This is a genomic window from Arthrobacter sp. 9V (assembly GCF_902506065.1).
In the GTDB taxonomy this organism is placed as follows: Bacteria; Actinomycetota; Actinomycetes; order Actinomycetales; family Micrococcaceae; genus Arthrobacter.
In genome coordinates this window covers 690,357-703,180 of the sequence record NZ_LR732912.1, presented here as the reverse complement: position 1 = coordinate 703,180, position 12,824 = coordinate 690,357, and the positions used below count along the sequence as shown (strand labels likewise).

At 61.7% G+C, this 12,824-nt stretch carries 10 protein-coding genes; 5 read left to right on the top strand and 5 right to left on the bottom strand.

The features are described 5' to 3' along the window. Nucleotides 1-30: 30 nt before the first annotated feature. Both BACI9J_RS03355 and BACI9J_RS03350 read right to left on the bottom strand, forming a co-directional pair. Nucleotides 31-1,611, bottom strand: a complete 1,581-nt coding sequence (locus BACI9J_RS03355; protein WP_159733167.1) for an NCS2 family permease — start codon at nucleotides 1,609-1,611, stop codon at nucleotides 31-33. Between the two features lie 6 nt (nucleotides 1,612-1,617). Beyond that, entirely contained in the window at nucleotides 1,618-2,112 is a 495-nt protein-coding gene (locus BACI9J_RS03350; protein WP_011776019.1) for a nucleoside deaminase, read from the bottom strand. Nucleotides 2,113-2,546: 434 nt separating this feature from the next. Here BACI9J_RS03350 and BACI9J_RS03345 point away from each other — a divergent pair, with 434 nt between their 5' ends. Then, nucleotides 2,547-3,893 carry an 8-oxoguanine deaminase gene (locus BACI9J_RS03345; RefSeq protein ID WP_159733166.1) on the top strand — a complete coding sequence of 449 codons (1,347 nt, stop codon included), beginning with the start codon at nucleotides 2,547-2,549 and terminating at the stop codon, nucleotides 3,891-3,893. Nucleotides 3,894-3,984: 91 nt separating this feature from the next. Here BACI9J_RS03345 and BACI9J_RS03340 read toward each other — a convergent pair whose 3' ends face one another. Further along, a complete protein-coding gene (locus BACI9J_RS03340) occupies nucleotides 3,985-5,520 on the bottom strand; it encodes a hypothetical protein (protein WP_236558373.1) in 1,536 nt (511 codons plus the stop codon). 410 nt (nucleotides 5,521-5,930) lie between these two features. Here BACI9J_RS03340 and BACI9J_RS03335 point away from each other — a divergent pair, with 410 nt between their 5' ends. Beyond that, on the top strand, nucleotides 5,931-6,869 hold the full coding sequence (locus tag BACI9J_RS03335; protein WP_159733165.1) for a type IV toxin-antitoxin system AbiEi family antitoxin domain-containing protein: 939 nt from the start codon (nucleotides 5,931-5,933) through the stop codon (nucleotides 6,867-6,869). 246 nt (nucleotides 6,870-7,115) lie between these two features. Here BACI9J_RS03335 and BACI9J_RS03330 read toward each other — a convergent pair whose 3' ends face one another. Beyond that, entirely contained in the window at nucleotides 7,116-7,292 is a 177-nt protein-coding gene (locus BACI9J_RS03330) for a hypothetical protein (RefSeq protein WP_201296493.1), read from the bottom strand. Nucleotides 7,293-7,662: 370 nt separating this feature from the next. Here BACI9J_RS03330 and pucL point away from each other — a divergent pair, with 370 nt between their 5' ends. Then, entirely contained in the window at nucleotides 7,663-8,577 is a 915-nt protein-coding gene (pucL, locus tag BACI9J_RS03325; protein WP_201296492.1) for a factor-independent urate hydroxylase, read from the top strand. A gap of 188 nt (nucleotides 8,578-8,765) precedes the next feature. Further along, on the top strand, nucleotides 8,766-10,283 hold the full coding sequence (locus BACI9J_RS03320; protein ID WP_201296491.1) for a nucleobase:cation symporter-2 family protein: 1,518 nt from the start codon (nucleotides 8,766-8,768) through the stop codon (nucleotides 10,281-10,283). Between the two features lie 153 nt (nucleotides 10,284-10,436). Here the strand turns inward: BACI9J_RS03320 and BACI9J_RS03315 are convergent, their stop codons facing one another. After that, the gene (locus BACI9J_RS03315; RefSeq protein WP_011776026.1) at nucleotides 10,437-11,192 is read right to left on the bottom strand and encodes an IclR family transcriptional regulator; all 756 of its coding nucleotides are present in this window, start codon (nucleotides 11,190-11,192) and stop codon (nucleotides 10,437-10,439) included. Between the two features lie 220 nt (nucleotides 11,193-11,412). Here BACI9J_RS03315 and BACI9J_RS03310 point away from each other — a divergent pair, with 220 nt between their 5' ends. Then, nucleotides 11,413-12,813 (top strand): NAD-dependent malic enzyme, encoded by a 1,401-nt coding sequence (locus BACI9J_RS03310; protein WP_159733163.1) that lies wholly within the window; start codon nucleotides 11,413-11,415, stop codon nucleotides 12,811-12,813. Nucleotides 12,814-12,824: the final 11 nt, after the last annotated feature.

The following is a 12,824-nucleotide window of genomic DNA, read 5'->3' as shown; positions in this document are numbered from 1 at the left end:
GTGCCCGCCGGCGCGGGGTGCGGCTCCGGGCTAGACGCCCATCAGTGCGTTGATCGGGCCGCGGGCAAAGTAGATGATGAAGCCTGCCGTGACCACCCACATGAGCGGGTGGACCTTCTTGGCCTTGCCGGACGCCGCGCTGATCACGGCGAAGGAGATGAACCCCACGCCGATGCCGTTGGCGATTGAGTACGTCAGCGGCATGGTCACGATTGTCAGGAAGGCCGGGAGGGCGATTGAGAACTTGGTGAACTTGATCTCCCGGATCTGCGCCATCATCATGGCACCCACTACCACCAGGGCTGCTGCTGCAACCTCCAACGGGACAACCGAGGTCAGCGGGGTGAAGAACATGGAGCCCAGGAACAGCAGCCCGGTGACCACGGAGGCCAGGCCGGTGCGTGCACCTTCGCCGATGCCCGCCGCCGAGTCGATGTACACGGTGTTGGACGAACCGGAAGTTGCACCACCCACCACTGCACCCATGCCCTCAACAATGAAGGCCGACTTCAGCTTGGGGAACGTGCCGTCCTTGTGAGCCACGCCTGCGCTCTTGGCCAGGCCCGTCATGGTGCCCATGGCATCGAAGAAGTTGGTGAACACCAAGGTGAAGACCAACATGGTAGCCGCCAATCCGCCGATCCTGGCGAATGAGCCGAAGAGATCGAACTGGCCCACCAGGCTCAAATCCGGTACGGATACCAGCTGGCTGGACAGGATGGGCACGTTCAGGTGCCAGCCGCCGGGGTTGTCAGCGGTGCCGGGACCGATGTGGAACACGGCCTCGGCAACAGCGGCGAGGACAGTGGTGGCGACGATGCCGATCAGCAGGCCGCCCTGAATCTTGCGTGCCACGAGGATGCCCATGGTCAGCAGACCCACAATGAAGACGAGGGTGGGGATGGAGGTGATGGAGCCGTTGTCGCCGAGCTGGACCGGCGGACCGCCCGTTGTTGCGCGGACGAAGCCGGAATCCACAAAGCCGATAAAGGCGATGAACAAGCCGATGCCAACGGTGATGGCAGCCTTGAGTTCCTTGGGTACCGCTTTGAAGATCGCTGTCCGGGCGCCTGTGGCACCGAACAGGACAATCAGGATGCCGTTGATGACCACCAAGCCCATGGCTTCGGGCCAGGTAACTTCCTGAATGACCGCAACGGCCAGGAAGGAGTTGATGCCCAAGCCGGCTGCCAGGCCGAACGGCAGGTTGGCCACAAGTCCGAAAATGATGGTCATGACGCCGGCGGTCAGGCCGGTGACGGCGCCTACTTGCGCAGCCGAGAGCCAGCCGCCAGCCACGTCAACCGGAGCGTTCTCTGCCGAGAACCCACCCAGGATCAGCGGGTTGAGGATGACGATATACGCCATGGTGAAGAAGGTGACCAGGCCGCCGCGGAATTCACGGGCCAGCGTTGAGCCACGCTTGGAGATCTGGAAGAACTTATCCAGAAAGGAGTTCGACAACGGGGGCTTTTTGTTGCCATCGGCCAGGCCGGTTGCCGTGTGCTTTGCCGCTGTGGGCTCTGCGCCCTCTCCCCGGGGAAAGAGTGCAGCCTGCTTCTCAGCTGCTTCTTGCATTTCTGCGGTATCCAGGATTTCCATGTCAGCCACCGGGCCCTAGTAGTCAATCCTGGAATCAAGCGTGTTCCATGTGTTGAACGGCTGGAGGGCCTCCGGAGCCTGGGGGTCGCCCAGTTCCAGCTTGGCTACCGGCATCAGCGCGTCCCGGTTGTCGTTCTCGAAGTACTCGTAGAAGACTGCGTCATCGAAGCCAACGGATGCGGCGTCGTGACGGTCTGCGGCAAAGAACACGCGGTCAACGCGTGCCCAGAGTGCGGAGGCCAGGCACATGGGGCATGGCTCGCAGCTGGTGTAGAGGGTTGCTCCGCTGAGATCGAAGGTTCCCAGTTCGCGGCAGGCGTTACGGATGGCCGTGACTTCTGCGTGTGCGGTGGGATCGTTCGTGGCGGTGACGCGGTTGACGCCTTCGAAGGCTCGTCCGTCCGCGGTGACAATGACGGCGCCGAAGGGGCCCCCACTGTTAAGGACATTGGCCGTTGCCAGCTCAATGGATGTGGCCAGGAATTGCTCGGCCGTGACGGTTGTACTCATGTTGCGACTTCCTTAGTGCTGAGGAAGCCAGGTGACCTGTTTGGGGGCGCTACAGAGAGGAGCTCCAGTTAGCTTGGTTACCAGGCTTCAGCATGTGCGATGAAGGTTAAGTTGCGCCTGGTAGATAGCTTCCCGAGGTCCGGGTGCCCGCCTTTGGCAGTTAGAGCGTAGCATCACGATTGTGAGCCGCGCCATAGTTTTTTGAAAGTTTAATTTCGTCATGCGAAATTAATTTCTTTCAGCAGGACGATCTTGGACCGGCAGCGGACCGGCGCCAAATGTGACCGGAACCCGCCCGCAGGCGTTGACGGCCGCCGTCGAGCATTCTACGCTTTTCGGACTGGGCCGCGTTCTGACGGCCCGGCAACCTGGATCAGCAGACAGGGCCTAACTGAGCTGGAACGCGTACTCGCCGACCAGACAAGGAACCTGCAATGACCCCACTTTGGATCAAGAACCCGCTGGGTATCTTCACCGCAAACAATCTCGACGCCGGCGGCGGGCTGGTGGTATCCGACTCCGGCACCATCATGGAGCTGGTGCCCTCGGGCGGGCAGCCCACCATCCCCTGCTCTGTTTTTGATGCCTCGGCCCACGTGGTCCTGCCCGGGCTCATCAACACCCACCACCACTTCTACCAAACCCTCACCCGCGCCTGGGGTCCCGTGGCCAACGCTCCCCTGTTCCCGTGGCTCCAGAACTTGTACCCCGTCTGGGCCCGTTTGACGCCGCGAAGCCTGGAGCTTGCCGTGCAGGTTGCGCTGGCTGAACTGCTGCTTTCCGGCTGCACCACTGCCGCCGACCACCACTACCTCTTCCCGGACGGCATGGAAGACGCGATCGACATAGAGGTGGCCGCGGTGCGCTCCATGGGAATGCGGGCCACCTTGACCCGCGGGTCCATGACCTTGGGAGAGGACGACGGCGGGCTGCCGCCCAGGACCACGGTCCAGTCACCGGAGGCGATCCTTGCGGACAGTGAACGGCTGATTCGCCAGTACCACGAGACCGGTGACGGGGCCGTTGTGCAGATCGCCCTGGCCCCGTGCTCCCCATTCTCGGTGACCAAGGAAATCATGGCCGAATCAGCGGCCATGGCTGAGCGGTTCGATGTCCGGCTACACACCCACCTTGCAGAGACCATTGACGAGGAAGACTTCTGCAAATCCATGTTCGGGCTGCGGACCGTGGATTACCTGGAATCCGTTGGCTGGTTGGGATCACGCACCTGGCTTGGACATGGCATCCACTTCAATGACGAGGAAATTGCGCGGCTGGGAGCTGCAGGAACAGCGGTGGCCCACTGCCCGACGTCGAACATGCGCCTCGCATCCGGCACCGCTCGGGTCCTGGAACTTGAGGCCGCAGGTGTTCCCGTGGGGCTGGGAGTGGACGGTTCGGCGTCGAACGATGCTTCCAACATGATCCTCGAAGCACGGCAGGCCCTCTACCTGCAGCGGCTCCGCTATGGCGCCTCAGTGCCCGTGGAACGTGCACTGGGATGGGCAACCCGTGGATCCGCCGCCGTTTTGGGGCGCTCCGACATCGGCCAGTTGGCTCCAGGCCTGCAGGCAGACCTGGCCTTGTTCAAGCCCGACGAACTGCGGTTCTCCGGAAGCCACGACCCCGTGGCTGCGTTGTTGCTCTGCGGGGCGGACCGGGCAGACCGTGTGATGGTGGGCGGGGCATGGCGGGTAGTTGACGGCGCGATTCCCGGGCTGGACGTTGCCGGGCTCATCGCGGAGCACTCGGCTGCGGCGCGGAAGCTGGTTGCGGGGTAGCTGTTGCTTGGCCCGTTTTCGGGGGTTCCCTGCGCAGGATGCCGTGCGTACGGCACTGTTCGCAGGGAACCCTCGAAACGGGTGGGTGCAGTTAGATGGTGACCTTGTATACGTGATGCGAGTACTCGTTGGCGAACGAATCCGTGAACCCGCCACCGGAGATCTGGATGGTGCGGCCTTCGCCCACCACCTCCACCTGGGTACCTGTGATGCCGGCAGGAACTGTGAACCTCTTCGAGCCGGTGGCACCGTTTAGCCCGATGCCCGCGAAAAGGTAGGCGTTCCCGTCCTTGGCCTTAAGCATGGTGTCCGTACCCGCGGCGCCAGCATCCCACACATAACTTTGTGTGTTGAGGACAGGTGCCAGCGCCTGGATCCCTGCCAAGGCGGCCTTGATCTTTGCCTTGCGGTCCGCAGGAATGTCCACTAACGAATACGTCCCGAACTGGGAATCGTTGTTGTGCTGGAAAATGTTGATACCCCTTGCCTCATGGATGATGGCCGACCACATGGCACCTTCCATCTGCTCGGGTGTGATGGTGCGGTCAGCGCTGCTTTCCAGGAACGGCCGGGCCGACTCAACGAACACCCAATTCGGCTGGATCCCCGGGCTCGATTGGTAGAAGCGCATACGATCCACGATCCACCCATACGCTGCGGAGGTCTTCACCGATGCACCCGAGGGCCACGACGGCGTCCGGTCCGCCTCGAACTGGAGATCGGCGCGGGTATAGAAGTACTGGTCATTGGAGGACATGTCCACCGCGGCCATGAAATCATCCATCAGACCGGGAGCCCAGAACGTGCCGAAAATTCCCTTCGAGTAGTTCGCGGCCGCAAACCGGCCATCGTTCTTCGCCCTGATCTCCGAGACCAGGTTTTTCATGACCTGCAGGTTTTGGGCTGCAGAAACACTCCCGCAACCCAGGCCCACCATCTCGCATTCGTCATCGGTGTCCCACCCCACAACACCCGGGTTTGTTCCCACCTCGGATTGACTCCACTCGCCGCCGGGAATCACCAGCATTCCCGTGTTGGTGATCATGCTCATGGGCGAACCGTCGTGTTCTGCGTTGTGGTAAACGTTGACGCCGATGTCCTTCAGTGCGGCTGCGTGGGAAGGCTTTCCGTACCAGACACCTATGGGGAAAATGTTGGGATTGTTGAGCCTCGCCGCGCCCGGGAACTTTGCCCAGTAGGCAGGACCACCGTCCCAAGGAATCCTGGCCAGGTTAGTGAGGGTGCCTGTCGGCGGAACCGTCGGGGTCGCGGTGGGTGTGGGGGTGGGCGTCGCGGTGGGTGTGGCAGTCGCCGTCGCGGTAGGTGTGGCAGTCGCCGTCGCTGTCGGTGTTGGCGTCGCGGTAGGTGTGGCAGTCGCCGTCGCGGTAGGTGTGGCAGTCGCCGTCGCTGTCGGTGTTGGCGTCGCGGTAGGTGTGGCAGTCGCCGTCGTTGTAGGTGTTGGCGTGACCGTCGGTGTCGGTGTCGGCGTGGATGTCGCCGTCGCCGTTTCAGTTGGTGTCTCCGTCGAAGTCGCGGTGGCACTTGGGGTTGGCTGGGGTTCAGGCGTTGTGCACCCGGAAAGAGCCAACGCCATCACCGCCACGAAAATTGAGACCTTGAGTTTCATGACTTGCATTCCTTTGAGTAGCAGCCAAAGTGAAGCTGCCTCGGTGCCGTCTCCCCAGCCGGCTCTATTCGCCACCTGCCTTGGCAGGGTTTCAGCCAGGACATCGCCTGGCACGGCGCGGCGATGCGCGTCGGATTCTCCATCTCTGCCGGACACCGCCTGTAGACGGCCCGGTGGAGCGAGAGGTTGCGGCCCGTGTCCGGTCAGGGCCGCCACGACCTTGAGGTACCCGTAGGTGGTCGTCGACCCAGCATACGGGAAGCCTAAATCCGCCATGCCGCCCGTTTCGATGGTTCCCTGCTCAGGGTGCCGTGCGCACGGCACGGTCCGCAGGGAACCATCGACGCCGGTTCTCCACATAGGCCAACTCGCCCCTGTGCCGGATCTCCTGCTCATTCGACGCTTGACTCATGACAAAGAGCATCAGTGATCGACTACCCCGGGGAATGGATTTGTGGCGGACCAACGAGCTGCATGAAGCAGGGATACACGATCGAAGAATTGCCTTGCTGGTCCGTTCAGGGGATCTGGTCCGCCTACGCCGCGGCTGCTATATCCGAGGCAGCACATGGACAGCCCAGAAACCATGGATCCGCAGTATGCAGCTGATTGCCGCGCACGCCCACGGAACACTTACGACGGCGGCCGGCGGCTCGGTTTACAGCCACACCTCGGCCGCGCGCCTCCACGGATTATTCCTGTGGAACGTGGATGACAAGGTCCACATCACCACGGAAACCACAGCGTCTTCCACTTCTCATGGCGGTGACGTGATTCCACATACCCGCCTCCAGAAACTAACGGGCGGCGTTGCTTTCATTCAGGGGATGCCATGCACCAGCTTGGAACAAACGGTGGTGGATTGCTGCCGCATGCTGAACTACAAACAAGCCCTGATTTTGATGGATCACGCCCTGAGAAAGGGTGCCGATGCCGTGAGGATGCAGCAAATGTGCGCATCGATGGCCGGACGCAGTGGGGTTCTGACTCTTCGGCGGGCTTTGGAGAATGCAGATGCCAGGTCAGAGTCGCCCGGGGAAACACTCACCCGCGAATTGCTCCAGCGGTTACAGATAGACATGCCCGATTTGCAGGTGGAGGTCACGTCAGCGGAGGGTCGCCATCGGCTCGACTTTGCGTGGAAGAAAAAGAAGGTTGCGCTGGAGTTCGATGGACGGGTGAAGTATTTCGACTACGCGCCTACCGACGAGGTGATTTACCAGGAACGGCTGCGTGAGAAGGCCTTGAGCGAGCTCGGCTGGACGTTCATTCGCATCAAGTGGCAGCACCTGTTCAGGGAGCAGGAGTTCAAAACCAGCGTGCTGCGGGTGCTCAGGGCAACGAGCTAGGCCGGACTCGGGGGTTCGCTGCCAACCATGCCGTGCGCACGGCACGGTGAGCAGGGAACCCCCGAAACGGGCGGGCAAGGCAACACGGGGAGGACAACCTGGCGCAGGCAGCGGAAAGGCGGACGATACCTCCCCTGGTATCGCCCGCCTCGTTGGCTCTGTTGCGCAGAGTCCGTGCCCATGAAAATTCCCGCAGCGGCAGGGTTCCCTGTCCGAAGAAAGGGGGCCGCTGATGACGGAAAGATCCTAGGGACGCTGCCGACCGAACACAGGGAGCGCGCGCAGCCATCGGGAGAACCCGCCGGCTTTGCGGTCACAGTCGGCCGGAATATAGAAGTCGGGATCTGTTGCACCGAAGGGCAGGTACAGCTCCTGACCCGGCGACGGGAATTCCACGACGTTGTTCGTATCCTTCGAGTCCATCTGTTCCTCCTCTTTCCCATGCAAACAGTTTCCGTCTTTCGGAAAACTTTTATTGTTATGTGGAAAGTGTAGGCAGTGGCCAAAGCAGGCGTCAAGGCCCCCGCCCGAGCAAAGCGAGTTGCCCCGGTCACATTTGGATGCTTCATAACGATCCTTCGAAACCCGTATACATAAGTCGAAATAGTGCGCTACTCTCGAATCAGTTCGTGGCGTAGGTCACGTAACCTGAGAGCAGCAGGCAGGGTCGTAATGAGCTGGCATCCATGGATGCTGGCTCTTTTTTGTTGGGTCAGCGCCACCAGAAACGCAGTGGAAACACGCGCTTAATTTCATTGATGGAACCTAGGTTCCACCTCACAGAAGTTGGGATATGACCATGAGCAACAACATCGTCCTCGGCGAAAACCAGTACGGCAAAGCAGAAGTCCGCGTCGTCAAGGTCACCCGGGATACCGACCGCCACCACATCGAAGACTTGAACGTCACCTCGCAGCTGCGGGGCGACTTCCAAGCGGCCCACCTCCAAGGCGACAACGGCCACGTGGTTGCCACCGACACCCAGAAGAACACGGTGTATGCCTTTGCCCGTGAAGGCGTCGGCTCACCCGAGTCCTTCCTGCTTCGCCTCGCAGACCACTTCACCGGCGGATTCGACTGGGTTACCGGCGGACGCTGGGAAGCCGAAGCCTACAGCTGGGATCGCATCCAGGCCCACGGCGAGGGACACGACCACAGCTTCGTCCGCAACGGACAAGAGGTGCGTACCGCCGTCGTCGTCCGCGATGGCGCCACCACACACCTGATCAGCGGCCTCAAGGACCTTACCGTCCTGAAGACCACGCAGTCCGGTTTTGTGGGTTACCCGCGGGATAAGTACACCACCCTGCCTGAAACCACCGACCGTATCCTGGCCACCGATGTATCCGCCCGCTGGCGCTACAACACCAACCTTGACTTCGCCGGCACGGATTTCAACAAGAGCTACGAGGACATCAAGGCCCTCCTGCTCGAAGGCTTCACGGAAAACTACTCCCACGCCCTGCAGCAGACGCTGTTCGACATGGGCAAGAAGGTCCTGGAAGCACACAGCGAAGTGGACGAGATCAAGTTCTCCATGCCCAACAAGCACCACTTCCTGGTTGACCTGAGCCCGTTCGGCCTGGACAACCCCAACGAGGTCTTCTTCGCCGCGGATCGTCCGTACGGCCTGATCGAAGCCACCGTCCAGCGCGAGAACATCGAGGCTGCACCGGTTGCCTGGAGCGGCATCGCCGGCTTCTGCTAAACCCGCACCAAAGCAGCGCTAACGCGCACAACAAGAGCAGTACCTCAAGGCTTTGTGTGCAGGTCCACCCCAACGGCGCCCCGTAAAGGCCGGACCTGCACACAAAACCAACCCCAAAACCAAAGATTTTGTTAGCCAGACACAGTTAGCCAGACGAAGACGTCTGCCATGAACCCAGAAAGTCTGCCATGAACATCAACAAGAAGTCCCGCCCCGCGAATACCACCTCGTCCCGCGCAGAACGCGCAGGGCGACCCGAGCGGCCCGAGGACAAGCGACTCTCCATCGGAAGCACCTTTGCCTACGGCTTCCAGCACGTCCTCACCATGTACGGCGGAATCATTGCCCCGCCCTTGATCATCGGTGCAGCGGCCGGCATGAACTCACAGGACATCGGCCTTTTGATCGCCGCCTGTTTGTTTGTGGGCGGCCTGGCCACCATCCTTCAGACGGTGGGCATCCCGTGGTTCGGCTCGCAGCTGCCGCTGGTCCAGGGTGTTTCCTTCGCCGGCGTTTCCACCATGGTGGCGATTGTCCAAGGCGGCGGCGGGATCCAGGCGGTGTTCGGCTCGGTCATTGTGGCCTCGCTGATCGGGCTGGCCATTACTCCCCTGTTCTCCAAGATCATCAAGTTCTTCCCGCCGGTGGTGACGGGCACCGTCATCACTACCATCGGCCTGACACTGATGCCGGTGGCAGCAAACTGGGCCATGGGCGGAAACGCCAAGGCAGATAACTACGGCAGCATGGCCAACATCGGCCTCGCAGCAGCGACCATGGGCGTCGTCCTGCTCCTGAGCAAGGTTGGCAACGCCGCTATTTCCCGGCTCTCCATCCTGCTGGCCATGGTGATCGGCACCATCATTGCGCTCATTGCCGGAATGGCTGACTTCTCCAAGGTTGGCCAAGGCGACATCGTCGCTTTCCCCACGCCGTTTGCTTTCGGCGCTCCCACCTTTGAAGTCGCAGCCATCATCTCCATGCTGATCGTCATCCTGGTGACCCTAACGGAGACCTCGGCGGACATCATCGCAGTGGGCGAGATTGTGGACACCAAGGTGGATTCACGCCGCATCGGCGACGGCCTCCGCGCAGACATGCTCTCCAGCGCCATCTCCCCGCTGTTCAACTCCTTTACCCAGAGCGCTTTCGCACAGAACGTTGGCTTGGTTGCCATCACGGGCATCAAGAGCCGCTTCGTCGTCAGCGCCGGCGGCCTCATCCTGGTGATCCTGGGCCTCCTGCCGATCCTGGGCCGCGTTGTGGCAGCGGTTCCGACGCCCGTCCTGGGCGGCGCCGGCGTCGTACTTTTCGGTACGGTGGCAGCCAGCGGTATCCGTACCCTGGCAAAGGTTGAGTACAAGAACAACATGAACCTGATCATCGTGGCGGCTTCCATTGGATTCGGCATGATCCCCATCGCCGCCCCCAAGTTCTACGATCAGTTCCCGTCCTGGTTCGCCACGATCTTCCACTCCGGCATCAGCTCGGCAGCCGTCATGGCCATCCTGCTGAACATCCTCTTCAACCACCTCAAGGCCGGCAACTCGGACAACCAGTCGGTGTTCGTTGCGGGCACTGACAGGATCGTCAGCGAAGAGGACATCAAGTGCCTCAGCGAGGGCGACCGGTTTGAGAACGGCAAACTGATCGACGCCGATGGCAAGGAAGTCCCGCTCAAGACCTCCAGTGCGTCAGAGCACTAGCCCTTCATAGCGCAGATGAGAACAGGCGGCAGTGTTTCCTTGGGGGACACTGCCGCCTTTTGTCGCGTGCCGAGATGACAAATAATGCCCATGTTTTTGGAAAACATGGGCATTAAGTGCCAACTCGGCGCCAGGGCGCGGAGGCGGCGGGGGTTAGTTCTGGTTGAGCTCCGCAGAGATCGCCATGGCGGCTTCACGCAGCATGGGCACGGCGCGGTCGGCGAAGCTCTGGTCAACGCGGGTAATGGGCCCGGACACGGAGATCGCGGTCGGGGTGGGTGCATTGGGAACGGCCATGGCGAAGCAGCGGACGCCGAGCTCCTGCTCTTCCTCGTCAATGGAGTAGCCACGTTCGCGGATGAGCTTCAAGTCAGCGAGCAGGGAGTCGATGTCGCCGATGCTCTTGGCCGTAGGGGTAGGCATGCCGGTGCGGGCCACGATCCCGCGGACAACTTCGTCGTCCAGCTGGGCGAGGATGGCTTTGCCCACGCCGGTATCGTGCGTGTGGGCGCGGCGGCCCACTTCGGTGAACATCCGCATGGAGTGCATGGACGGGACCTGGGCAACGTAAATGACCATGTCCGAATCCAGCACGGCCATGTTGGAGGTCTCGCCGAGGCGTTCCACCAGGGTCTTCAGCTGGGGACGGGCCACGGCGCCGAGCTGCTTGCTGGCTCCTTCGCCAAGCCGGATGAGCCGCGGGCCCAATGCGTAGCGGCGGTTGGGCAGCTGACGGATGTAGCCCAGGGACACCAGGGTCCGCAAAAGGCGGTGAATGGTGGGCAGGGGCAGATCCGTGGACGACGAAAGTTCGCTCAGCGTGACGTCGCCGCCCGCGTCCGTGATCAGTTCCAGCAGTTCAAAGACGCGCTCAACGGACTGCACGCCTCCGGAGGCTTTTTCAGCCATTCCCTTGTCTCCAATGACTCAGATTCCGACAACTCTTATCCGCATCGTGAAAAGAATTGCTTAGAACACCCAACATACAGCACGGCACCCACCTGCGCGATGACACCGAACATGACCCACAGGGGGTTGTGTTTCCACTTTGTAGATAATAATATCCATAATACGAAAACATTCAGTTTGGAACGGCGGCCCGGGAACGGGCCTTACAGGAGGAATTTCAATGGCGAATCCGAGCCCCGGAAACTCGATCACCCTGCGCGTCGCCGCACCGTCGAGCTTCACCGCTACCAGCGAATTGGCAGCAGCCGTCGGCGCAGCCGGTGCAGCAATCACCGCGCTGGACGTCACGGAATCCCACCACGAGACGATCGTTGTTGACGTCACCTGCAACACCACCGACGACGACCACGCAGCCCGCGTGAAGGACGCCCTGAACGCGCTCGACGGCGTCACCGTCCAGCACGTCTCCGACCGCACCTTCCTCATGCACCTCGGCGGCAAGCTCGAAGTGGTCCCCAAAGTAGCCCTGCGCAACCGTGACGATCTCTCGCGCGCCTACACTCCCGGCGTCGCCCGTGTTTGCATGGCCATCGCAGAAGACCCGGCCGCAGCCCGCAACCTGACGGTCAAGCGCAACACCATTGCCGTCCTCACCGACGGCTCGGCTGTGCTGGGCCTGGGCAACATCGGTCCCGCCGCCGCCCTTCCCGTGATGGAAGGCAAGGCCGCCCTCTTCAAGCAGTTCGCCAACGTTGACGCATGGCCGGTCTGCCTGGACACCCAGGACACCGAAGAAATCATCATGATCGCCAAGGCCATGGCCCCCGTTTACGGCGGCATCAACCTCGAAGACATCGCCGCACCGCGCTGCTTCGAAATCGAGAACCGCCTCCGCGAAGAACTGGACATCCCGGTCTTCCACGACGACCAGCACGGCACCGCGATTGTTACCCTCGCGGCCTTGGTCAACGCCCTCCGCGTTGTGGACAAGAAGCTCTCCGAGGTGAAGATCGTGGTTTCGGGCGTCGGCGCTGCCGGCTCGGCCATCATCCAGCTCCTCAAGGCCCAGGGCGCACAGCACATCATCGCCGCAGGCCGCTCCGGCGCCATCCACTCCGGCGAGGAATACGGCGACGAACACCGCAGCTGGATTGCCGCGAACACCAACGAAGAAGGCTTCTCCGGAACCCTGCACGACGCCCTCAAGGGAGCGGACGTCTTCATCGGTGTCTCCGCCCCGCACGTGATCGGCGAAGAGCAGGTTGCCTCCATGGCCGAGAACGCGATCGTCTTCGCCATGGCCAACCCGACGCCGGAAATTGATCCGGTTGTTGCCTCCAAGCACGCAGCCGTGGTTGCCACGGGCCGCAGCGACTTCCCCAACCAGATCAACAATGTGCTGGCCTTCCCCGGCTTCTTCCGCGGACTGCTGGACGCGGGGGCATCGGACATCACGCCCAACATGCTGGTGGCCGCGGCCGAGGCAATCGCCAACCGGGTGGCTGACGATGAGCTCAACGCGAGTTACATTATCCCCAGCGTCTTCGATCCCCATGTTGCCGCCGACGTTGCCACCGCCGTAGCCAATGCTGCGCACGCCAACGCCGCCAGCGCACTCTAGAAAAAGGAATC

Excerpts from the sequence above, each read along its gene's own strand:
- BACI9J_RS03350 (WP_011776019.1), bottom strand. The coding sequence starts at position 2,112 with ATGAGTACAACCGTCACGGCCGAGCAATTCCTGGCCACATCCATTGAG.
- BACI9J_RS03345 (WP_159733166.1), top strand. The coding sequence starts at position 2,547 with ATGACCCCACTTTGGATCAAGAACCCGCTGGGTATCTTCACCGCAAAC.
- BACI9J_RS03340 (WP_236558373.1), bottom strand. The coding sequence starts at position 5,520 with ATGAAACTCAAGGTCTCAATTTTCGTGGCGGTGATGGCGTTGGCTCTT.
- BACI9J_RS03335 (WP_159733165.1), top strand. The coding sequence starts at position 5,931 with ATGACAAAGAGCATCAGTGATCGACTACCCCGGGGAATGGATTTGTGG.
- BACI9J_RS03330 (WP_201296493.1), bottom strand. The coding sequence starts at position 7,292 with ATGGACTCGAAGGATACGAACAACGTCGTGGAATTCCCGTCGCCGGGT.
- pucL (WP_201296492.1), top strand. The coding sequence starts at position 7,663 with ATGACCATGAGCAACAACATCGTCCTCGGCGAAAACCAGTACGGCAAA.
- BACI9J_RS03320 (WP_201296491.1), top strand. The coding sequence starts at position 8,766 with ATGAACATCAACAAGAAGTCCCGCCCCGCGAATACCACCTCGTCCCGC.
- BACI9J_RS03315 (WP_011776026.1), bottom strand. The coding sequence starts at position 11,192 with ATGGCTGAAAAAGCCTCCGGAGGCGTGCAGTCCGTTGAGCGCGTCTTT.
- BACI9J_RS03310 (WP_159733163.1), top strand. The coding sequence starts at position 11,413 with ATGGCGAATCCGAGCCCCGGAAACTCGATCACCCTGCGCGTCGCCGCA.